The organism is Thiomicrorhabdus sp. Kp2, from assembly GCF_000478585.1.
GTDB lineage: Bacteria > Pseudomonadota > Gammaproteobacteria > Thiomicrospirales > Thiomicrospiraceae > Thiomicrorhabdus.
Genome location: NZ_ARWI01000001.1, coordinates 1,216,585 through 1,239,488 on the forward strand (window position 1 = coordinate 1,216,585; position 22,904 = coordinate 1,239,488).

Sequence of the window (22,904 nt, forward strand, 5' to 3'; positions counted from 1 at the left end):
CAAATTAGAACATACTAATACAATTTACTGACTGGAAACATTATGACAAACCCTCGCTTACAGAAAAAAATAATAACCACTTTAGTTTCGGCTACGTTACTGCAAGTAAGTTTTATTGCTCCAAGTTATTCGATGGAGCTTGTACCAACCATTGAAGATGCCATTATTCATAATCCAGAGTTTAGAGAGCAGATCAAGATTCATCAAGGCGCTTCAGCCGAACTAGAGGGTGCTGAAGGAAGTTGGTACCCTAAAATTGATATTGCTGCAGGCATAGGTCTTGAGGAAACTAATGATGAAGGTGTAGACTCAACAAGTTTGACTCGAAAAGAAACCTCTATTCGCTTAACAGAAAACCTATTTGAAGGCTTTAAAACTGAAAATGAAATTGACCGCACACAAGCCGCCATGGATGCTGCGGGATACAGTGCTCAAGCCAAAGCCAGTCAAATTGCTTTAGATATGGCACAAGCCTATATCAACCTCCTTAAAGAGCAAGAGCTACTTCGATTAGAGGCTGACAATAAAAAGACACATGAACGTATTCTCGATCAGATCATGCAACGTAGTGAAGCTGGAATTGGTAACCAAGTAGAGGTTGACCAGGCAAAAGCACGTCTCGCTCTTGCCAGTTCTAATTATCTAGCTGCGCACAACAATTACAATGATTCATTAAGTCGTTTTCAACGTGTTTTAGGGCGCATGCCTGACAATGACTTACTTAAACCAGAGTTTGAATTCCAATTTCCAGAGACCTTGTCAGAAGCCATCGATATTGCGCTGATTAACCATCCTACATTACGCTCTGCCAATGCTGATATTGCGGAAGCTCAAGCGCAACATAGAAGTGCCAAAAGCGCCTATTATCCTACCGTTAATCTAGAAATAGAGAAAACGTTTGATGAAAACATTAACGGTCTTGAGCGTAAAGATGAAAACTTTCAAGCCATGCTACGTTTAAGATATAACCTTTACAATGGTGGTAAAGACGCGGCTAACCGAGACAGAACCGCAGCGGGTGTACAGCAAGCCGCAGAAATCCGTAACAATGCACGTCGCCAAACTATTGAAAATTTACGCTACGCTTGGGATGCTAAACAGTACGTTGGTCAACAACTGGTATACATTAAAGAACATATTAAATTAACCTATGAAACGCTTGAGGGATACCGCAAACAGTTTAGTTTAGGGCGTCGTTCACTACTTGACTTACTGAACACAGAAGATGAATACAATAGCGCCTTACGTACATTAGTGACCAGTGAAAGTGAATATGTCATTGCTGAGTTCCGCATTTTAAACGGTATGGGAAAATTGATAGACGCACTTCAAGTTAACGTAAATTATGCTCAGGTCGACAACGATTATTCAAATTAATAATCTTTATATTTGAGTTAAGAGTTAATAAATAACACTTAAAGAAAAAACCAGGCTCTAAGACCTGGTTTTTTTATCTTTGCCAAAAGCCAATATATAGCAATCAAACCGAAACACTGTATGCTAAATAAAGTTGCCAAACTCCCATAGACATAACACTAAAACCTGCGATGCGTTTCACCCATACCATTCTTGATAACCGTGTAAAGTAAAAAGCAAAAACCCCCATTAACAATAAATTAGGTAAGGTGCCTAAGCCAAAAGCAAGCATCACAGCTGCTCCACTAAGCGCCCCCCCTGCTGTCATCGCCATAATAAGCATGCTATACACTAATCCACAAGGCAACCAACCCCAAATTAAGCCATATAACCAGGCCTGGTGATAATGTTTAACTGGTGTCATTTTTTTTGCATATGGTGCTAAACGTAACCAAAGGCTTTGTCCTACTTTTTCAATTTTAGCTACCCCAAACCACCAGCCGCCTAAATACAAACCCAGTGCAATCATAAATAGCCCCGCTACAACTTGTAACAACTGTTGTGCAGGTAAAAATGTAGCCAGCGAACCTAAACCCGCTCCCAGTGCTCCAAATATCGCTCCAATAATCATATAACTCGATATACGACCAATATTATAAAGAAGCTGGTATGGCATCATTTTCAGCCAACTGGTTTGCACTCGACTTTCAAGACTAAAGGTTAAACCGCCAACAACGCCACCACACATCCCCAAGCAGTGAACACCGCCTAACAAACCAACAATGAGTGCCGTAATGTAAATAGAATCCATTACTTGAAAACCCTTGAATTACTCCGATAACTTAACGCTTCAGCAACGTGCTCCATCTGCACAGAGGTTGAGTTTTGCATATCTGCAATGGTACGTGCTAAACGTAACACACGGTGATAACCACGTGCTGACAACCCCAATCCATTAACCGCCTTTTCAATAAACAACGCAACGTGTTCATCTAGTTGTGCATAGTCATTCAATTGATTGGGAGTCAACTGTGAATTAAAGCAACCTTGCCTTTCTAATTGTAACTGTCTAACAAGTGTGACTCGCTGTCTTACTTCTGAGCTGCGCTCTTCGTCATTGGGCCTGGTATGATTTTGCAAATCCGCAATATCCACTGCTGGAACCTCTATATGAAGGTCAATACGATCCAATAAAGGACCTGATAACTTTTTTTGGTAGCGGATGATTTGATCAGGTGTATCTTTACACCTTCCTAAAGGGTCATCTGGAAAAAAACCACTGGGAGAAGGATTCATGGCGGTAATCAACAAACTGTTCGCTGGATAACTAACATGCTGATTAACCCTAGAGATATTGACACATTTGGTTTCTAAAGGCTCTCGTAGTGCTTCTAATACAGTACGATTAAACTCTGGCAGCTCATCCAAAAACAAAACTCCGTTATGCGCAAGGGATAAAGCACCAGGTTTTGGCGTTGAGCCACTGACATTTCCAGAAGTTAATGCTACACTTCTCGAAAAGAACAATAAGTTAAGTAGTAATTTACTAATAATTAACGCTACAAATACCATTTAATTTTGCTACAACCTTACCTTTTATTAAAAGTTTTTGCTACAACCTTACTTCTACGAGAGCTGTTAATTGAAATTTTCTCACAAGAACAGAAAAATTGGCTATACATACGGTAGTTTATCAGGAGTCTATTCATTTAGAGGAGAAAAGAGCATTGCGTTTGAATCTAAACTTGAACGGGATCTTTTGTCTTTACTTGAATTTGATGATTCAATAATTGATGTTACTGAGCAACCGTTCACCATAGAATACGAAAATCAAAATGGCCGTTTAGTGACCTATACACCGGATTTCTTAATTGAATTTAAAACCCCACTTACCACTTGCTCCTACAGCACTTACCGCAAGTCTCTTTTGGTAGAAGTTAAGCCGGATGACATTCTTAAGAAAAAGTTTTTTGATTTAAAGCCCAAATTTAAAACAGGCATGCGCTTTGCAAAAGCAAATGACATGGTTTTCAAAATCTTCTCTGAGTCGAGAATACGAACACCCAAGCTTAAAAATCTTCAAATGATTGCCCGTTACAAGCGCTACGAGTATTCCCACGATGAAGAAAGGCAAATCCTAGAGCACCTAAAAAACATTGGACACACAAGACTTGATCACTTACTTTGTTTCTTATACGTCACAGAAGAACAGCGCTCAATTGCGCTTGGTCAAATCTGGCAATTAGTTTGGAATAAGAAAATTGGTTGCGATTTAACTTTGCCTCTCAACTTACAAACAATTGTATGGCTAAAGATTGATGAAACTTACGAAGAAGGAGTATTCAATGACAGATTTTGAATCGACCGGTAGTTATGCTGACAGAAGACGCATTACATTTCGACCTAATGATTTTGTCGAGAACTTTGGCGAAGCTTTTAAACTTACTCAAATAATAAATTTTGAAGATGTCGTGGGGATAAATTTAAAAACAGGTCGAGCTGAGCGGTTACTAATTAAAAACCTAAAGCATATTGAAACTCTAGATACCGAAGCATATCAGTCGCTGAGAGATATGGACGATTTTTCCGATGTTGAATGGAAAGAAATCGAAAAACGTTTCATCAGCATTCAACCTCTTATAGAGGGTTCAACTCGTAAAGAGATTGAACAGCACGCAGAAGCCATTGGAATACATTTCACAACCCTTTATCGCTGGCTGAAAAATTACCAAACAACAGGAACTCTTACAGGTCTTCTGCCTAAAAAACGTGGACCAGCACAAGGGACTTTAAAAATTGAATATCGTGCAGAGTCCGTTATGAACAATGCTATTCATAATTACTACCTAACCTCCCAAAAGCCATCTGTTACCGATACCATCCTAGTGATCAAAGATCGCTGTAAAGAACAAAACTTAGCAACCCCATCCGATAACACTATTCGTAACAGAATTTCACAAATTTCAGAAGAAAAAAGGCTTAAACATCGCAACGAGAGAAGTAAAGCCCGAACAAAATTTGAACCGACACCAGGAAAGTATGAGGCAGACTATCCATTACAAGTTATTCAAATTGACCACACACCTGTTGATTTGATACTCGTAAGTGACGACGAACACCGTCTTCCTATTGGGCGGCCCTACGTTACTTTTGCGATTGATTGTTACAGTCGAATGATCGTTGGCTATCATCTTTCACTATATGCACCAAGCACCACCTCTGTAGCAATGTGCATCTCTCAGATGATCAACCCTAAAGATGAGCTTTTAATTCAATTTCAGATTGATTCAAGCTGGCCTGTTTGGGGAAATCCAGAATTTCTTCACCTCGATAATGCTGGTGAATTTCGCTCTGACACTCTGCGGCAATCGTGCCTAGCTTATGACATAAATATCGATTTTCGTCCTGTTGGAAAACCTAATTATGGCGGTCATGTTGAAAGCCTAATGAAAACGGTTATGAAAAAAGTTCATAACTTACCAGGAACCACTTTTTCCAATATTGAAGAGCGTGCTGAATACGATTCAGACGGCAACGCGACTTTAACCTTTGACGAGTTTGAACGTTGGCTTATCATTTACATTACAAAGTTTTATCACAAGAAGAAGCATTCAAGCTTAGGTATATCACCTGAAGATAGATGGCATGAAGGAGTTTTCGGTTCAAACCATACTAATGGAATCGGGTTACCTCCAAAACCATCAGATCCAGAAACGGTTTACAGAGACTTTTTACCGATTGAACGTCGCACAGTTCAGAGTAATGGTATCAATATTAATGGGCTAAACTACTACGAACATGTCCTGAGACCATTTATTCATAAAATTGACCCTGAGAAGAATAAAAAACAGCGTTTCATATTCCGTATAGACCCTAGGAATATTCGTCAAATCTGGTTTTATGAACCAGAGAACAAGCAGTATTTTAAAATTCCACTCGCTAATCCATCAATACCTCAGATGAGCCTATGGGAGCTTAAGGAAGCCAAAAAACGGATTAAGGAGTTTGGCTACACTTTCACAGAAGAACAACTTATTGAAACCCACCGCGAAATGCAGGCAATTGTTGAAGCATCTGTGAAAAAAACTAAGAGTGCCCGACGCAAACTTGCAAAATCCAAAATGAATAAAGAACAAACCATACCAGAAAACACCTCGCCTCCATTTCCTCAACCATCTCAGCAGCATGAGTCAGATGATGACCTCTGGGATGATGATATTCCAGTTTTTGATTAATACGGATGGATTAGATGACAGAGCATTACACTCACCTTCATGAGAGCGTTCACGAAGTAATTCTTCAAGGAAAACAGGAACGGATTGATTTTATGAATCACCCTTTGTGGATTAACCATAACCGTTCAACGCAAGTGATTCAGGTTCTCAACCAGCTTCTAAGAAGCCCCAAAAAGCCACGAATGCGGAATCTATTGATGATTGGAGAGCCAAACATAGGTAAAACATCCCTGATTAAATATTATTCAGGTTTACACCCTAGCTATACAAATGAAGATGAAGACGGAATATCAAGGGCAAACATTCCACTAATTGTGATAGATGCACCCGTTCTTGATTCGGAAAAAGCATTGTATGTTTCGATACTTGAGCAATTTTGGACACCATTTAACCCAGAGCATACGCCACTCCGATTAAGAAACCAAGTTATCTCGTTAATGCGCGAATGCAATGTGCGAATGCTTGTAATTGATGAATTTCACAACTTACTGACATTTACTGCCTCAAAACGCTTGAAGACACTTGGGATGCTTAAAACTCTTGGGAATGAATTGATGATTCCGATTGTTGCCGTTGGCATTCATGATGCCACAACGCTCATCAATAGTGACCCACAGATGGCAAGCCGATTTGACACTTTGACTATTCCACGTTGGGATTTGGATAAAAACTTTCGAGGGTTACTGTTAGCGTTTGAAAAACGCCTCCCACTTAGACAAGCATCCAACTTACATGAAAAAAAGAAAACCGTTTTACTACATAACATTTCCCAAGGAAATACAGGAGACTTGCACCGCTTACTCATCGAGTGCGCAACTTATGCGATTGAACATGAAATTGAAGAAATCACGACAAGTGTTATTCAAAATTTTTCTTGGGTAAAACCCACACGCGCCAGTTATTCAAGACAACTTCAAATAAGTTAAGTACATAAACTATGAAGCGTCTTTGGCCAATTGTTTTACCAATTAAAGAAGACGAACTATTAAGCTCTTGGATCATCCGTAATTCCTTAGCTAACGGTTCGGACCCTATGACTTGGAGTTGGTTCTTTTGGGGTAAGTGGCGACCCTGGACGATTGATATTGACAGACATTGCCCAAAAGAAAAACTTTTAGCTATCAGTGATAATTTTTTCAGAATTGAATCACTCGAACAAGCGACCTTAAAACCTACCATTTTGAAAGTACTTGGCGAGCAACCACCGTTAAAACAAGCGTGGCCCTGGTTAACAAGATTAGGTAGTCGCAATCGAGAACGAACCGGTGGCTTACGATTTTGCCCAGAATGCCTAAAAGAAGACCCCGTTTATTTTCGAAAATCTTGGCGACTTTCGTGGTATCACACTTGCCCTAAACATGATGTTCTACTACAAGAGTCTTGTCCTTCATGCAGCAGTCCGATAACTCCATATAAAAGCGACTTTGACAAACCTGAATTGCACATATGCAAGCGTTGTGGTTTTGATGTCTCATTAACAAAAACCGAATGTTCATCGAAAAAGATACTTCAAGTTCAGCACCTATTAAATAAGGCCATTTTAAATAATAATTGCCATTTACCTTGGAATATCGAAAGCATCGCTGAACTATTTTCAACTATTCGATATTTTTATGAATTTTTTAATTTAGCTGCAAAAGGGGCAATAAATGCTGATTTAGCCTTATGCAACAAGCTAGATATTGATACATCCCTTAGACCAACGGCAATCACCATCGAAAACATCGATAAATCACCTCCTATCTGGATTCGTGAACTGGACTTTGCAGTTTCACAATTACTGTTTTTAAGCACAAGAGAGATTGTCGAACTATTCTTGGAATGCGAGATGACGGGAGAAGGTTTTCGAAAATCAAAAGAATCTCAACCCCCAATCATTCAAAACATCCTGTCATCACTACCATCAAACAGTCGCCACAGAAAAAGCTCCTCAAGAACAACCAAAGAAGTCAAACCGAAATCTAGAGAAGAAGTCTGGGAAATGTGGCTTCAATTGCAAGAGTATCTAAAGTGAAAGAATGCGAACTTTGTGGCAAATCAGTCGAAAAGTTTCAGCGCAAATATAAAGGCAAGGGTTATTGTTCAACCTGCTATGCTTACTTGTTCAAAAAGAAGAAGTGTTCTCAGTGCGTTCAAGATAAACGTATTTATCGTTATTTGGAGCCTCCTGTATGCCAACAGTGCGAATTAAAAGATCAGCCTTGCATTCGATGCGGAAAAACCGTATTCTCACTAGGAAAGATCACAGAAGACGGTCCTGTATGCAATTCATGCTCAAAATACTACCGTCCAAAGAAATCATGTTCCATTTGCGGTAAGGCGGAGAATAACGCTTCACGAAGACTCAAATATGGAGAAACAGTCCCAATTTGTGATAAGTGTTTTAACAAAAAACATTTCGTTTCATGTTGCCGGTGCAAACAACGTGTAGCCCCTTTTTTATTTGATTTTAACCGCAATGCATACTGCAAGCCCTGTGCAACTAAACCTGATAAAAACTGCAAAGTTTGCGGTATTTCAATGCATGCCGGAAATCACAGCAATACTTGCTATGACTGTCATGCTTTGCACAAAATCAAACGAATCTTAAAACAACGAGAAAATGACCTTTCTAATGAGGCTCACCAACTCTACCAAGATTATTCCAACTGGTTATTGAACAGAAGAGAACCACCATTTACGAGCAGACAGATTGTTCGTGACTATGAAATTTTCGTATTTTTGGACGAATGGCTTACTCAAAAACATGTGTGGCCAACCTACGAAGAATATGTAAAAGTTTTGACTGTAAAAAAGTCTAGAAAGCACCTACTGACGACAACCTTTCTTAACGAACACAAAATACTCTCAATTGACAAAAAAACAAAAGCTTCAATAGGAGACTTGAACACTATTACTCGATTACTTGAGAAAATTTCACCTGGCGATTCTTTAAGGCGATATATCGATGGATATTATAAAGAAATGTTGAGCCAATATAATAAAGGTAAAACATCAGCTAGATCATTTCGGCTTGCAATGACTCCTGCTGTTGCCATGCTGGAACTTGGACTACAACAAAATAAAACCACTCCCGATGACGAACTAATTAAGCAGTATTTTTGGCTTCACTACGGACAGAGAGCAGCAATAACAGGGTTTATTAATTTTCTCCAAAATAAGGCTCAGTTAGATTTAAAGATACCGAACCAAAATTACTTCCAGTTTAAAAGACCTACAGAGTCAAGAGCTCGTATAAAGCAAAAATTGATAACCATGCTGCGTTCTGGTAATTTTAGTGAAGAGCTTTACATCAAGACTGCGATTGAATACTTTCATGACATACGACTTCCTAGTGAACTTCACCTCATCAAAAAACTTACCGTGAATACAAATGACATATTCCTTTCACTCTCTCTAGCAGGAAAAACATTACACCTACCCGCCTCATTCAAAGAACTTCAATACAAAAAACGAACAAGCCATAAAAAACCGTAACAAAACATAAATTTATTTTAGATTCAAGCAGTTTACTGGTAAGATATCGCAAAACATGCCCAAATAAAAAAGGTTGACATTTATGGACAATAAAGATATTGAAAGCTTTGCTGAAAAAGTTCGAAGCGCTCTAGACGTATCTACTCCTGTCAACTTTATCCAGGTTATAGCTGACTTATATGGAGAACTCCACACGTTTTCTGACTCAGAATGCTCAAAAGAAGCTTACATAAAACCTCTAAGAGAATATAACAACGAACTGGAAAACCTTAATGCCAATCTTCCTCTATTCCGTATTGGAGTTCATGAAGATTACCTATCAGCTAATCGTCGGCGCTTTTCTATTGCTCATGAACTAGGACATCTTTTTCTACACTTGAATTTTAATAATCCAGAAAAGTGGAATGAAAAAGTTCGAACTAATCAACCGTATTACAGATATGGCAGCTCTCAACAAGAAAATGAAGCCCATTCTTTTGCTGCAAGCTTTTTAATGCCCAAAGATGAATTTATGTCAGTTTTGAATATAAACACTGATGAAGATGAAAACGTAGATATTATAAAAGTAGCGAATCATTTTGAAGTTTCTAAAGCTGCTGTAATCAATAGAGGTCGATGGCTTGGTGTCTTCAGCTGGAACTAACACTTCAGCTGATGATAAACAGTCAGCTCTAAAAAAAATAATTAACATACAGCGTTCTGATGATTCATCTGACAAACCAAAATCTGACGCGAGCCAATCAAAACAATCAGAGACAGAAAATTTTTATGTTTTCATGTCCTTTGACATAGTCGATTCGACCAAGATAAAACACCAACTCATTCGAAAATGGGAAGACGTTTTTATAGAATTTTTTGGCAGTTTTATTTCTGGGGTAACAAGGCTTACTGAAGACTTTTCCCAATGCTCTGAGTTACACCCCTGGAAAATCCAAGGTGATGAAATTATTTTCACCTATAAACTCAAAAATATTACTGATATTCCTAGCTTAATAATTCTGACTGAAAAGTTAGTTGAATACACTTCTGATAAGGTTAAAGAAATAACTCTAAGCCTTGTACAGAACATACATAATCACTCTACTCCGTATACCATTCCCAGCGTCAAAGCAACAATGTGGCTAGCCAACGTCTGTGAAAAACATTTAAAGGATAAATTTGAGAACATCGATATCAATCTTTCTCAATGCTACGAGAAATGTTTTGACAACAAATCCGATGAAGAAACGAAGAAGTGCTTAGATGAATGTATCAAGAACCAATTTATTAAAAATGATTCAAAATGCCCGAACTACTTAATACCAGTCCCTCTTACTGATAAATCAAAATCATATGAATTTATTGGACCCGATATCGATCTTGGGTTTAGAATCGCGAAATACTCAAACAAATCCGGAATCACAATTGACTTATCTTTAGCCTGGGTTCTTCTTAAAGAGTCTTCATCCTTTCATAACAGTCAACTACCAGATTTATCAAAAAACTTGTTAATCCACTCTTTTATATCTCTCAAAGGAATTTGGGATAGTAAAAAGTACCCTATAATTAGATATATACCTAAAACAGACACCTCGCTAATAACGTCAACCAATCATCAAGATACTAGCGAATACACCGAAACAGAACCCGCTATCAAAGATATTTCGTTGCTGGAAGGATTAACTGAAGAATTCAAAATCACGGATAGCTTATCTTTATTAATTGACAAATTGAAAGCTATAAAACAAGGCGATAGAGATCTAATCAAAAGACAAGATAGCCGAAACCCAGAAACTCACTGTGTTGTTATCTGCTTCTCGGAAGACCTTAAGAAGGTTTTATTAAGGCAAAGAAAGTCTGAACGAGAAGATTTGCCCGAAAAGTACGATTGTGGTTGCATGCAGCTATCGCACTCTAATCAACCATTAAAAGACCAAATTATGGACGCTTATCATAAGCGCTTCGAAGTAAGTCCAAGAATTTTAGAAAACCATGATCAACCAGTACCTATAGCAATATACCAAATTGAGCATAATGATACGCCATGGACAAATGGCATTATTTTTACAGGCATTGTTTCTGAAAAAGAGGCAAAAGGGTTAAATTTCTTTGAGCTATCTAAAATTCCTAATGATAAGAAACTTGCACCAAATTTACGGAGCAATATAGAAAAAGCTAAAGAAGAATTACAAAAGCAACAAACAATAAAACAAGGTAAGGAATTATCAGGAACTGAATAAGGTTAGCTCCCTTAGAAATATTATGCATTTTATGTTGCAAAACTTGTGCTAAAGCATATGCCTGATCAGAAAGGTCTTCAAGAAATTCATCTTTAGTCCTTCCTAAAAAATCGGCCCGATACTTTTCTGCACTAGCAAACTTTGAAACGTCACCAAAGAACAAAACTGAAAGTCGAGTTCTATGGTTATTTAAATTTGGCTTAGCTGATTTTAAAAAAAATGATGCTGACCAAAGAGTAAGAATCAAAATTATAAATGTTAAAAAATTCAATATTCCTATCAATGAGTCGTTACCGTAAGATTGATTTAATTTAATTACAAATACCAACAAAGCTGCAAATATCGCTGTTAAAAATGTTAAGTGCAGGGCAACTTTAAAATTAGTTGAAGTAATATAAAGATCGTATCTTTTTATAATTTCAACAATTAATTCTTCCCTATATTCATTCGTACCCTTATCTTCTGACATCTGCCATCCTCCAATAAATATTTTTCTTTATAGTGGCCAAATCTCTTTAACCACGACATACATACTAATTCTAAATTATTAAAATGCTCATTTATTCTCTAAGGGCTAAATGCTGATGTACATTTGGAATTTCACTTTGATCTGTTACCAGATAGGTATGTAGTGTATAGAAAAAAAGTGCCTTTCTACACGACACCGTAAGCACGCCATTGGTCATTTGATAATCGATTTCGATAATTTTTTTTTGCTCACTACTTAATTGAGGGTTAGGAACTAAAAAGAAAGTTTTATACTCATTCCAGTCTTTATCCTTGTCAATATTACTCAGTGGATTATTCATTTTAACTTCAACGACCTCTCCTAGCATTCGAGGTAAATTAAAGTCTTTAAATTCCCCTGATTTTTCTTCCCAGCCACGTATATGCCACCGATAACCAGAGCTAATCAAGCTATGAGGATAGACTATTCGCTTAGTCGGCTCAGGCGTATTTAATGATAAATAGTCAAATTCAATAGCAAATCTATGTTTAATAGCTTCTTGGATGGATCGAAACTTATCCATATCAACGCCAGAATTTACCGTTTCCAGGCGATGAATAAAAGCTGGACGACCAACAATCTGCAGGTAATCGGCAAAACGATATTTGCTTTTAATTCGGTAATCTTCGCTCGGTACATATCCTCGACTACGCGGATGATAATGGATATGCCCCGGCTGTTCTTTTGAGATGAGAGCAAAGATTTTCGTGGCCTTGGATTCTTTTATGCCGAATCGTTCAATAAGATCTTTTCGTGTAACACGTCCTTCAAAGAAAGCCTTATGTAAGGTAAATTCAATGTAATCCTTGTTATTCATCCTTTTCTGCACTCTTAGTAATGAGCTTCCATTATAAAACATAAACTATTAAATACCTATTATTTATAAATACCTATTGATTTTTAACACCTATTAGATTTTAATAGTCAGCATAAATACATAATTTATGTACAAGGATGACAATGAGCCATTTTTTTAATCTGTATCCTGATACTATCTTTTTTCCATTAGCGGGTGAAAATAGAAGAGCCTACCTAGACATCATTGTCAGTATGCACTCAAAATTCTTCAGTGAGTCGTCAGAATTTATTGACACCAGTATTCCGATTCCGCGAATCAAAGCGTTTATCGAAGAAGCGCTTCAGGAAGACAATTGGAACACCGAAGATAAAAACGAAGAGGACACCATTAAATCCCAAGCGATTTATGTATATAACCGATTGCTTGAAACAGGATGGCTCAATATCCGTAAAGACGGTATTAAACAGGATATTTACATGTCATCGAAAGTTTCTATGCTAGTGGATTTCATTGAGAACATTCAACTCTACTCATCCGGTGAAATTGGAGGTGGTGTGTTATCAATTCGTAACAACCTAGAATCCATTCTCTCACCAAGAAGCCGAACCTCTGCAACCGACATTTCTCAAATGCTGGACCAAGTTGTTCAAGACACACAATCATTAGGCAAGACAATGAAGAATTTGGCTTTGCACCTGACCGACATTTCTCAGGACTTTCGCCGTTTTACTAAGCTGGATGAAAAAATGACTTTGTTCTTTGAAGGCTTTATTAAGAATTCCTCTTTCTCCGATTACAACCTTATTAAAGGCCAGCACCATCCATTTCGTTTTAAAAGCGAGATATTGGACATGCTGTACTTGATCGAGTATGAAGCCGAGACAACCCAACGAGTAGTGAATTCCATTCAGGAACACAACAAACTCAAGACCGCTCAAGACTTTCCCTATGAAAAGGCGTTGGAGAACTTGAAGAACAAGGCTCGGGTGATTCGCAACATCTTTGAAAATACCGAGCATTTAATCGAAAAAATTGATACAAGCCACGCCCGACTTGGACGACAGGTGAATGAATCCATTAAATATCACTCACGAACCCCATCAAGTGCCATCAATGATTTTGAATCCTTATTAAAAACCATTAAAGCAATCGGAGTAAAAGGCACTATCAGTAATCCATTACCTGTTTATCCGCTTATTTCGTTGGAACTTGTGGCAAGAATTCCGAAAAAACGCAAGCCGATTACCCAGCGCAAAAGCACAATCAAGACTCAAATCCCTGAAGAAGTAATAAGGCAGAAAGAAGAAAAACGCCTGGCACTAGAAAGGCGCACCATTAACCAAGAGAAGCTTACGATATGGCTGGATGAACTGTTCAGCCAGCATGGGGTGCTTGGCCAAATTCACTCGATTGACATTCCGGTCTCCACCATTGAAGATTTTGTGGCATTTACCGTCTGTCGACGACTGGGCATAGAAGATGAAAAGCTTCACCGAAGCTATTCGGACACATTCAAACAATACCGTTTTACCCTGACAGGCGATGATCTTATTGAGCATGAGCACACCTTCTGCCAGCCATTTAGCATCGTAAAAATATTTGGGAGTTAAGCCATGTTCAATGAAGCTCGAAATCTAATTAACAACACGGCGGTTGAAGAGTCACAAATTATCGAGACGTTCAACTACCTGCAAAATCATCAGTTTGTCTTCAGAAGCCTTTCAAAAGACCGTAAATACTATGCATTTATCAGCGAGCATTTAGATCTATTTAGAAGTGGGTTTGAGTTGTTTGGAAAAACCCTTATCCAGAATCATGACTATGGTTACATCGGCATCAATAACACTACGGCGGATGACTTTAATCGTCTAGCGATGGTCGATACCGCTATTCTGGTAACTTTACGGGTTATCTACCATCAAGAGAAAGAATCCCGCTCTAATGAAGATGGCTCAATCAGTATCCCTGGGAGTCATTTAGTGACTCAGTATAAACAATACACTGAACGTAATGACTTGGATGACAGTAAGTCGCGTTTTATGGAGCATTTAAAGCTTTTTAAGCAGAAACGAATCCTTTCGTTGAGCAATGAGCTTGATGAAGAAACCTTGCTTCCAGTTATTACCATTTTCCCGACTATCGAAGTTATTATGACTCCGGAGTTCGCACAACGACTTAATCAGGAAATCGCTGATAGAGCAAAGTCATCCTTTTCAGATGGTGATACCAGCCAAACTAAAACGCCTTCCGATACGATGGAGGAAGTACAATGAAATTAAAAAGCGTTATTCTCGTTAATTGGTATTTGTTTGACCCTGTTACAGTTCCCATTCGCGGGAATGTCGCCTTAATCGGTGAGAATGGAGCAGGTAAATCCACGATTATTGATGCCATACAGACTGTCTTATTTGGTGGGAACCAAAAATCTATCCACCTAAATGCAAGCGCCTCGGTTGCCAAAACAAATCGAAGCATCCGAACTTACTGCCTAGGTTATTACAAACCGGGCAACAAAGATGATGAGTCATCCACTACCTACAGAAAGCGGGATGAGAGCATAACTTACCTGGGATTGGTATTCGAGCATCCGGATAATGGCAGTCATGTTTCACTTTTTGTGGGGATTGAGGCTTATGAGGATGATCCTGCGCCAAACTTTAAGGTTAGGGGTGTATACCAAGGTAATCGCGCCCTAGAAGCCAAGGACTTTATTACTGCGCATGAAGATGGTTCTTATGAATCCCTGACAGCGTTGGATTTGAAAAAGTCTCTCTCGCTTCAAGGTATTGAACCCTACTATGCTGACAAGGCAAAAGACTTTATGGAGGCGATGGTTAAGCTCATTGGTCCAACAGCACACCATGACTGGATTGATCCAGAGGCCTTACGTAGCTCACTTGCCAAATCTATTTCCCTAAAAAAAGAGATCACCGAAGTCTCGCAGTTTGTCGAAAACTTCGTTCTTGAATCCCGTGATATCAAAGTGGATGATTTGATTCGCACCAAGAATCACTATCAAAATCTAACCACTAAAATCAGCGAGTTAAGTCAACAAAAGCAAGATTTGGATGAGCTGCATGCCACTTTGAACCGCACTATTACACAACGAAAAAAGATGTACTCACTCTTGTGGATTGCTTTGGAGAAACAGCTCGAAGCCACTCAAGAGGATCAATATGCTCGAAAACAGGACTTAGCAAAAAATATTCAGAAACGCTGGGATAACCGTAAAACCGAACGTCAACTGAAAAAACTCATTGAAGGTTTACGCACCAAGCAAAGCGCTCTATCGATTGAAATCAGCAATGATGATGAGCAACGACGTAAGGACAAATTGATTGAAGAAATCGGAAATATTGATGAGAAAATTGATTCGATTCAGAGAAATATGTTGAGTGACATTTTGCATTACCGCCAGTTCTGTCAGCAAGATGTTTCGGTTTTGCATGAAGAGTCAATAAACCTATTGATGTCAAAAATGCGTCCAATGCTTGAACAGGTCGCTAACCCGTCTTTTGATTTTGAATCGTTCGACGAACTTGCTGAAGCCTTACTTGGGCAGATTAATGCAATTGAGGACTTGATTGAGCACAAACAAAAACCTTTAATTGCACGAGAAGTCAAAATCGAAAATCAGATTACAACGCTGACGGAAAACATTAACCGGGTTTCCTCCGGTAAGCGTCTTTTAACTCATGAGACGGAATTCTTGATTCAATACCTAGAAGAACACGGCATTCAGGCAACCCCAGTGTGTAATGTCGTGGAAATCTCCGATGTCAGTTGGCAACCTGCAATCGAGGCATTTTTGGCGAATAACGTGGAAGCCTTGATTGTACCAGAAGACCAAGAGGTTGAAGCAATCCGCTTGTATCGAGGATTGAAGAAAACCCACCAGATTTATAAGCGCATCATTGTTAAAGCCTCCCTTTGCGTGAATTGGTACAACTCAATCGATTTGGCCCCAAACTCTGCGGCCACACTTTTAGAGTCAAGCAACCATTATGCATTGGGTTTTTTGTACAAACTGCTAGGCAGACTTGAACTAGTGGATTCGGACTCAGAACTTAGACGCTCGAAATTCGCCTTATCCAAGGACGGAATGGTTGCAAATTCGGTCGGAGTTTCTCGCCTTAAATTGATCTCTCATCTAAAGATGATGAAAGACCAGAGTCATAACCTTGAGACGTGGCGTCATAAGCGTCGAGTTCTATCGACTGAAAAAGATGACGAAATTACACCAACTAGGTCAAAACTCAAAGACGTTTCCGATTCACTAGCGCATTTAAAAATTGTTCAGAAAGATACTCAGCGCCAATCATTCCAAACACGAAACTTAGCAGTCAAAAGACAAGCAAAGCTAAAAGAAAAAAATGAAGAACTACTGGAAGGGATTGATTTAACTCATATTGAAAACCTGACTCATGAACGCGATAAAATTGAAAAGAAGCTTCTACCTCAGCGAACGAAAGAGCTAGAAAGACTTCTGGATGAAAAAGGAGGCATGAGAACCCAGATTAAAGGCGCAAAAGCTTATCTTTTGGCTCTTAATAAAAAGATTGAAGCGAAATATGAAGAACAGGTCAAAGTTGAAGCATCTGTCTATTTTGATGCTCAATACAATGACGAACTTCAAATCAAGTCTGAGGATAAGGATGCAGATACCGTCATGGATGAGCATGAAAACCTCAGTAAGCAGTTTGACAATGCATTGACTCGAAATGAGTTCACCATGAAAGATATTGCTGAATCAAATGAAAGCTTTAATCCAGTGACGTACTTCCCGCTAAATAATGAGACCTTGGAACCTGTGGTTCAATACGTTCATGAGTGCATCACCAATATTGTCGAGATGAATATCGTCAAATATGAAGAGGCTGCTGAAAGAGCCAGTAAAGAGCTGAATGAGTCCTTTAGAAACGATGTGACTAACCGATTAAGAGAAGTCTTTAAAATGCAGAATCGTCAGTTCAGAGCTTTAAATAAGGCGCTATCGCAAAGACTTTTCCATTCGGAACGCTATAAATTCATCAAGAAACCAAAATCAGAATTCAAAGATCTGATTGATTACATTGAGAAGACTGACTTGACCACGAATAGTGATGATTTGTTTGATTCCATGCCACCGGAAGTAGAAGCGCAAATTGAATTACTGATTTCCAGTGACAACGATGAAACATTGAATATTCGGGATTATCGAAAATACTTTGTGTATGACGTTGAAGTAACCTCGGATGTAACTCAAGAGCGTTATTACGTCAGTGACCAAATGGGAACAGGCTCTGGTGGTGAAAAGCAATCGCCTTTCTATGTTGCCATTGCCTCGTCACTGGCGACTGCATGGGGAACCTTGAGCAATCCGGGCAGAAGTGCCGGGCTTGCTTTACTGGATGAGGCATTTGATAAGCTGGATGAAGAAAACCTTAAGAATGCGATGGACTTCATGGGCGATACTGGGCTACAGGTTATTGTGGCCACCCCTGCACAGCAAGAATACGTCTTCAAACCAGCAGTCAACAGTGTGATCTATGTTTCCAAGCACATATTGTCTCGGGATAACGCAACCGCCAGCCTGGATATTGAGATTTTAACGGAGAAAGGGTGGGAAATCTTCAATCCAGTACAAACTATACCAAGCGAGGTTGTGAATGAATGATGCTGCAAAAAGCGAACAGGTTTTAATCGAGATTCTGACTAAATTATTGCTCAAGCACGAGAGATTGCTAGCACCTGGCTCAGATAAGCAGGCCGACATAGGTACCCATGAATCAGTGTTTAAGCCTTATGCTAATAGCCAACCACTTGGCATTGTGGAATACATAAACACTCTGATCCAAAAGTATGAAAAAGAGGGTATTCTAACAGCCACTTGGCATACTCAAAATATCTCTTTAAAACGTATCTATCTTCAAGATTACGAGAGGCTTTGTGAGTTAATTCAGTACACCCCGCTACTGAAAAAATTGGCTGTTGCTTTGCAGTATCTGGATAACGAGATGTTCGATATTCCGCTTTATCACGCATTAAGAGATGATATTAAGGCTCACTGGTTGGAGCATAAATTGTTTCATAAATGTTCTGTTAATCAGTATGAAACCCTGGCCAAAGGCTTTCAGGGTGCACATCTGGCATTAGAACTGTATAAGGTAAAAGAGGCCCTGGACTACCGACATTTTTCTATCAAGGCGTTTCAAGACTCCAAGAAGCTCAGTTCTCATAAAGGTCTTATTGCCAACCTTCTGAAATCACAATTGCCAGAACTTGAAGGTTTTGATGTTGATGAAGTCTTTCGATTCTTTGGAATTACGCCCATAGCGCAGCCCATTCTTATTTCAGGAAGCCTTAGCTTTACGCAACATGGTAGTGTTCTCAATGCCAACTTTCCCCCAGCAGTAGGATTGTTTCCAACCGAAAAATTAACAGTTTCAACTCAAGCCTCAATAAAAGTAGTAACGACCATTGAAAACCAAGCATCTTTTATGCGCTATATTCAAGAAGAAAAACAGCCAAACGAAGTGGTGCTTTATACCGCAGGCATCCCAACTCCTACGTTTATTACACTTTTCCAAAAGATTTCAAAGGAATTAGATGCTCAAACAATGTTCCGTCATTGGGGGGATATCGATCTTGGTGGTTTTAAGATCTGGAACATACTCAATAAATCTATTAAAAGAGGTGTGAAACCTTACCGGATGTCACCAGATGATTACCTAAGTTCTGAGCAACTAAAAGACTTAACTAAATCTGAAAAAATACAGTTAGAACTACTTTCGAACTCTGACATAGAGAAATTAATCCAAAGAGTAACTTCTGTCGGAAAAAAATATGAACAAGAGATGTGGGAAAAGCAAACAATAAAAGTTGGTAAGGCTAACAATACATAAAACCTACGATACAGAATATCCCATTAACTTCTAACAAATTACGAATATAACTCGAATTTCTTTTTATCGTGATAAAAGGGGTTCTGTTTACACATGTTATAATTTCGAATCTCAAAATATCGTATCTACTCAAGTGAAAACTAATGGTAACTAAAGAAAACACGTTCCACACAATCTTATTAGCTTGGATACGAAGTTTGAGACTTAAGGGGTGAAAGAGTCATGTTGACTGTTTGTTGCTTGAATAGAACTTTTTCTATGGACGTTTCAGTTCATATTTTCAGACAAATAAATACCAACACCTCAACATTACAAAAAAAGAGAAATTAATGATTTTAGATGCCGAAATTTTAAGAATTCAAGCTAACAATACACTAGACGACAGAGTCAAAAGTGAATTAGGGCAGTTCTTCACTCCAGCACCAATATCTCAATTCATGGCATCGCTTTTCCAAACATCAGCAAAGAACATAAAACTTTTAGACCCTGGATGTGGTAGTGGGATATTAACAGCCGCATCAATCGAACACTTTGAACAAAGTAAAGATGTCCAGGGGATTTCTATAACAACAGTTGATTTAGAAACTAAAACTATTCCATTTCTCCTCCAAACAATCAAGCTTTACGAATCAACAAATACTCGAAGAGGCATACAAATTGAGCACACCCATAAAACTGCAGACTTTATTCTAAACACTACTCTCAAAGATAATAGATTCACTCATGCCATACTTAACCCTCCATACAAAAAAATTGGCTCTACGAGTAAACACAGAAAAAGCCTTAAATTAGAGGGAATAGATACAGTTAACCTTTATTCTGGCTTTGTTGCTAAAGCAATTAAGTTACTGGAATCTGGAGGAGAGTTAGTTGCAATCATTCCAAGAAGTTTTTGTAATGGACCTTACTATCAATCCTTTAGAGAATATCTGCTAACTGAGACGGCTCTCACTCATATTCACATTTTCGATAGCCGAAAAAATGCATTCTCTGACAATCAAGTTCTTCAAGAAAATATCATTATTCATTGCATTAAAGGGGCTGCTCAAGGTGATATCACCATTACTTCAAGCTCTGATGCTGACTTCACATTTGATGATACCTCTGAAACATTCATTACAGAAAACATGACTAAACGAACAGTATCGTTTGATCAGGTAGTGAACCCAAATGATGCACACCGATTTATTCATATCGTGACAAGCCAAAGTGAACAAAATATTGTAAATCGTATTTCTCATTTCAGCACAACACTTCAAGAGCTTGAGATCGAAGTTTCCACAGGACCTGTTGTCGGATTTAGATTAAGAGAATATTTAAAACAAGACTTAGAAGATAACAATGCAGGTTTAATCTACTCTTCACATCTTAAGAACACTGTTAATTGGCCAATAGAAAAAAAGCCTAATGCAATTTCCATTACAGAGAAAACCCAAAAATTAACATGGGAAAACACCGGTTCATACGTACTGGTCGACAGATTTAGCTCCAAAGAACAAAACAGAAGAATTAATGCTCATATTTACGAGAACCATAAAATCCCATCAAAACATATTGGTTTTGACAATAAACTTAATGTTTTCCATAGTAAGAAAAAGCCAATTGATTTCGACTTAGCAAAAGGATTATTCATCTTTCTAAACTGCAGGTTAGTCGATAAATACTACCGACTTTTTGGAGGCCATACACAAGTAAACGCAACTGATTTGCGTGTATTGAACTACCCATCTAAGGAATCATTAATTCGTATGGGTTCCAACTTAGACCTAAATAACATTTCACAAGAAAATTTAGATTCAATAATCGAAGAAGAACTAGCTAATATGACTAACAGCCAACAGAACCCCTTAAATAGCGATACAAAAATCAATGCGGCAATCGAAATACTGCAGCAACTTGGAATGCCGAGAGAACAACAAAATGAGCGCTCAGCACTGACGCTGCTAGCTTTATTAGGACTAAAACCTGCAGACTCTTGGGATGAAATAATTTTTCCAACCCTAATGATTGGTGTCACCCCAATAATGAATTGGATGGAAACCGAATATGGCAAAAACTATGCTCCAAACACTCGTGAGACAATCAGAAGACAAACGCTCCATCAGTTTGTAGACGGAGGACTTTGTCTATACAACCCCGATAGACCTGATAGACCTGTTAATAGCCCTAAAGCTTGTTATCAAATAACAGAAGAATTAGTTAACCTATTAAAATCCTTCAGCACAGAAAACTGGGATCAAAACCTGCAAAAATACTTACAGGATAAAGAAACATTAGCTGCTCAATATGCAATGCAGCGTGAAATGCAAATGATTCCCTTAACCCTGCCAAATGGTATAGAAATCAAGCTTTCTTCAGGTGCGCATAGTCAGCTAATAAAAGATATTGTTACTGATTTTGGGCCTAGATTTGCACCTGGAGCAGATGTCATATACTTAGGTGATACAGGTGCAAAACAAGATTTCTTTGATGATAAAAAATTTGAGCAGCTAGGCGTAAAACTCAACAAGAAAGGAAAACTACCAGACGTAGTACTTTACTGGCCGGAAAAAAACTGGCTTTTATTGATTGAATCAGTCACTTCTCATGGGCCAGTTGACGGCAAGCGATATGCTGAATTGCAGCAGCTATTCAAAAACACAACTGCAGGTTTAGTGTTCGTAACAGCTTTTCCAGATAGAAAAGTTATGAATAAATATCTACCAGTTATCTCTTGGGAAACCGAAGTTTGGGTAGCTGATGCGCCGTCTCATATGATTCATTTTAATGGAGATAGGTTTTTAGGCCCTCATGATTGAATGGCATCAGTCTTAAGGTATTTTTGATTATCAATAGCATCAACTAATTGATCAAAATATGAGTCCAGAAGTTGAACTATCAGATTTTTGTAATTAATAACATCAGATAGTTCAATTTCCCTCATTTCTCCATGTGCAATTGCATTTCTGCTACTAAGAAGCCCATCATCGATAAGACCTTTTTTGAGATCTATACCAAGATCTGACACACCGATTCTAGAAACTAGAGCCTTAAAGACCTCTGTGTTTAAATTTGATTTAGTTGAGACCTCTCCGCTAATATCTTTTGTAAAGATAAGTCCTTCACTTGAATTAATAGCCTCAGAAAATTTATCCCAATCATTACCTTGCTGTGTTTTAAATTGAGCATATAAATAGAATGCTCTCAATGAAGGGTGCAAGTCGTTGCATGGTATTCCCATCTTTTGTAAAGCTTTGAGGTACTTCACTGTAGATGATTTAATAAACCCTTCCCAATGTGCATATATCAACAATAAAAGAGCTCTTAGCAAGTGCTTTCGCGCACTTTCCTCCTGAGTCGATTGAACTAGAATATACAGTTCAGAAATTTCTTTTTTTCTACGGCTTCGCTCTTTATTTAAGCGATCTTCTAGACTACTCATATGCA

The 22,904-nt window shown here is 38.4% G+C and carries 18 protein-coding genes and 1 pseudogene; 14 read left to right on the top strand and 5 right to left on the bottom strand.

Annotated features, from left to right (window positions below):
* Window positions 1–42: 42 nt before the first annotated feature.
* Window positions 43–1,377, top strand: a complete 1,335-nt coding sequence (locus A379_RS05795) for a TolC family outer membrane protein (RefSeq protein WP_040726622.1) — start codon at window positions 43–45, stop codon at window positions 1,375–1,377.
* Window positions 1,378–1,480: 103 nt separating this feature from the next.
* On the opposite strand, the gene A379_RS05800 is transcribed toward A379_RS05795, so the two are convergent.
* Window positions 1,481–2,167, bottom strand: coding sequence for a sulfite exporter TauE/SafE family protein (locus A379_RS05800; RefSeq protein ID WP_040726626.1), 687 nt, complete (start codon window positions 2,165–2,167; stop codon window positions 1,481–1,483).
* The gene (locus A379_RS05805) at window positions 2,167–2,928 is read right to left on the bottom strand and encodes an ATP-binding protein (protein ID WP_051145032.1); all 762 of its coding nucleotides are present in this window, start codon (window positions 2,926–2,928) and stop codon (window positions 2,167–2,169) included. Before A379_RS05805 ends, A379_RS05800 begins: the two co-directional genes overlap by 1 nt.
* Window positions 2,929–2,998: 70 nt before the next feature.
* On the opposite strand from A379_RS05805, the gene A379_RS05810 reads away from it, so the two are divergent.
* The 7 genes from A379_RS05810 (at window position 2,999) to A379_RS05840 (ending at window position 11,287) form a co-directional block, all read left to right on the top strand.
* Window positions 2,999–3,715, top strand: a complete 717-nt coding sequence (locus A379_RS05810; RefSeq protein ID WP_081696349.1) for a TnsA endonuclease N-terminal domain-containing protein — start codon at window positions 2,999–3,001, stop codon at window positions 3,713–3,715.
* Window positions 3,702–5,591: a Mu transposase C-terminal domain-containing protein gene (locus A379_RS05815; protein ID WP_051145034.1), complete on the top strand. Its 1,890-nt coding sequence runs from the start codon at window positions 3,702–3,704 to the stop codon at window positions 5,589–5,591. Before A379_RS05810 ends, A379_RS05815 begins: the two co-directional genes overlap by 14 nt.
* Before the next feature lie 92 nt (window positions 5,592–5,683).
* A complete protein-coding gene (locus A379_RS05820) occupies window positions 5,684–6,517 on the top strand; it encodes a TniB family NTP-binding protein (protein ID WP_157832345.1) in 834 nt (277 codons plus the stop codon).
* A gap of 11 nt (window positions 6,518–6,528) precedes the next feature.
* Window positions 6,529–7,605 carry a TniQ family protein gene (locus A379_RS05825; RefSeq protein WP_040726632.1) on the top strand — a complete coding sequence of 359 codons (1,077 nt, stop codon included), beginning with the start codon at window positions 6,529–6,531 and terminating at the stop codon, window positions 7,603–7,605.
* Window positions 7,575–9,068, top strand: a complete 1,494-nt coding sequence (locus A379_RS13020; RefSeq protein WP_157832346.1) for a hypothetical protein — start codon at window positions 7,575–7,577, stop codon at window positions 9,066–9,068. Before A379_RS05825 ends, A379_RS13020 begins: the two co-directional genes overlap by 31 nt.
* Window positions 9,069–9,150: 82 nt before the next feature.
* Window positions 9,151–9,711 (top strand): ImmA/IrrE family metallo-endopeptidase, encoded by a 561-nt coding sequence (locus A379_RS12645; RefSeq protein ID WP_051145035.1) that lies wholly within the window; start codon window positions 9,151–9,153, stop codon window positions 9,709–9,711.
* Window positions 9,692–11,287: a hypothetical protein gene (locus A379_RS05840; RefSeq protein WP_040726636.1), complete on the top strand. Its 1,596-nt coding sequence runs from the start codon at window positions 9,692–9,694 to the stop codon at window positions 11,285–11,287. The genes A379_RS12645 and A379_RS05840 overlap by 20 nt, the downstream gene beginning before the upstream one ends.
* Here the strand turns inward: A379_RS05840 and A379_RS13025 are convergent.
* Window positions 11,223–11,756, bottom strand: a complete 534-nt coding sequence (locus tag A379_RS13025; protein ID WP_157832347.1) for a Pycsar system effector family protein — start codon at window positions 11,754–11,756, stop codon at window positions 11,223–11,225. The genes A379_RS05840 and A379_RS13025 overlap by 65 nt on opposite strands.
* Window positions 11,757–11,847: 91 nt before the next feature.
* A complete protein-coding gene (locus tag A379_RS12650; RefSeq protein WP_081696351.1) occupies window positions 11,848–12,654 on the bottom strand; it encodes a WYL domain-containing protein in 807 nt (268 codons plus the stop codon).
* A 101-nt stretch (window positions 12,655–12,755) separates the two neighbouring features.
* On the opposite strand from A379_RS12650, the gene A379_RS05850 reads away from it, so the two are divergent.
* From A379_RS05850 to A379_RS05870, 6 genes and pseudogenes are all read left to right on the top strand, one after another.
* Window positions 12,756–14,204, top strand: a complete 1,449-nt coding sequence (locus A379_RS05850) for a Wadjet anti-phage system protein JetA family protein (protein WP_040726637.1) — start codon at window positions 12,756–12,758, stop codon at window positions 14,202–14,204.
* 3 nt (window positions 14,205–14,207) lie between these two features.
* Window positions 14,208–14,867: a DUF4194 domain-containing protein gene (locus tag A379_RS05855; RefSeq protein WP_040726639.1), complete on the top strand. Its 660-nt coding sequence runs from the start codon at window positions 14,208–14,210 to the stop codon at window positions 14,865–14,867.
* A pseudogene (locus A379_RS13260) lies at window positions 14,864–15,034 on the top strand (ATP-binding protein); the annotation flags it as partial. The gene A379_RS05855 and the pseudogene A379_RS13260, both read left to right, overlap by 4 nt.
* Before the next feature lie 132 nt (window positions 15,035–15,166).
* The gene (locus tag A379_RS05860; RefSeq protein WP_369759656.1) at window positions 15,167–18,250 is read left to right on the top strand and encodes an SbcC/MukB-like Walker B domain-containing protein; all 3,084 of its coding nucleotides are present in this window, start codon (window positions 15,167–15,169) and stop codon (window positions 18,248–18,250) included.
* Window positions 18,243–19,478, top strand: a complete 1,236-nt coding sequence (locus tag A379_RS05865; RefSeq protein ID WP_040726644.1) for a Wadjet anti-phage system protein JetD domain-containing protein — start codon at window positions 18,243–18,245, stop codon at window positions 19,476–19,478. Before A379_RS05860 ends, A379_RS05865 begins: the two co-directional genes overlap by 8 nt.
* A 329-nt stretch (window positions 19,479–19,807) precedes the next feature.
* Entirely contained in the window at window positions 19,808–22,276 is a 2,469-nt protein-coding gene (locus A379_RS05870; protein WP_040726647.1) for a BsuBI/PstI family type II restriction endonuclease, read from the top strand.
* Here the strand turns inward: A379_RS05870 and A379_RS05875 are convergent.
* Entirely contained in the window at window positions 22,267–22,899 is a 633-nt protein-coding gene (locus A379_RS05875; RefSeq protein WP_040726651.1) for an MAE_28990/MAE_18760 family HEPN-like nuclease, read from the bottom strand. The genes A379_RS05870 and A379_RS05875 overlap by 10 nt on opposite strands.
* Between the last annotated feature and the right edge of the window lie 5 nt (window positions 22,900–22,904).

Coding starts and splice junctions, on each gene's coding strand:
- A379_RS05795 (WP_040726622.1), top strand. CDS start 43: ATGACAAACCCTCGCTTACAGAAAAAAATAATAACCACTTTAGTTTCG.
- A379_RS05800 (WP_040726626.1), bottom strand. CDS start 2,167: ATGGATTCTATTTACATTACGGCACTCATTGTTGGTTTGTTAGGCGGT.
- A379_RS05805 (WP_051145032.1), bottom strand. CDS start 2,928: ATGGTATTTGTAGCGTTAATTATTAGTAAATTACTACTTAACTTATTG.
- A379_RS05815 (WP_051145034.1), top strand. CDS start 3,702: ATGACAGATTTTGAATCGACCGGTAGTTATGCTGACAGAAGACGCATT.
- A379_RS05820 (WP_157832345.1), top strand. CDS start 5,684: ATGAATCACCCTTTGTGGATTAACCATAACCGTTCAACGCAAGTGATT.
- A379_RS05825 (WP_040726632.1), top strand. CDS start 6,529: ATGAAGCGTCTTTGGCCAATTGTTTTACCAATTAAAGAAGACGAACTA.
- A379_RS12645 (WP_051145035.1), top strand. CDS start 9,151: ATGGACAATAAAGATATTGAAAGCTTTGCTGAAAAAGTTCGAAGCGCT.
- A379_RS13025 (WP_157832347.1), bottom strand. CDS start 11,756: ATGTCAGAAGATAAGGGTACGAATGAATATAGGGAAGAATTAATTGTT.
- A379_RS12650 (WP_081696351.1), bottom strand. CDS start 12,654: ATGTTTTATAATGGAAGCTCATTACTAAGAGTGCAGAAAAGGATGAAT.
- A379_RS05850 (WP_040726637.1), top strand. CDS start 12,756: ATGAGCCATTTTTTTAATCTGTATCCTGATACTATCTTTTTTCCATTA.
- A379_RS05855 (WP_040726639.1), top strand. CDS start 14,208: ATGTTCAATGAAGCTCGAAATCTAATTAACAACACGGCGGTTGAAGAG.
- A379_RS05865 (WP_040726644.1), top strand. CDS start 18,243: ATGAATGATGCTGCAAAAAGCGAACAGGTTTTAATCGAGATTCTGACT.
- A379_RS05870 (WP_040726647.1), top strand. CDS start 19,808: ATGATTTTAGATGCCGAAATTTTAAGAATTCAAGCTAACAATACACTA.
- A379_RS05875 (WP_040726651.1), bottom strand. CDS start 22,899: ATGAGTAGTCTAGAAGATCGCTTAAATAAAGAGCGAAGCCGTAGAAAA.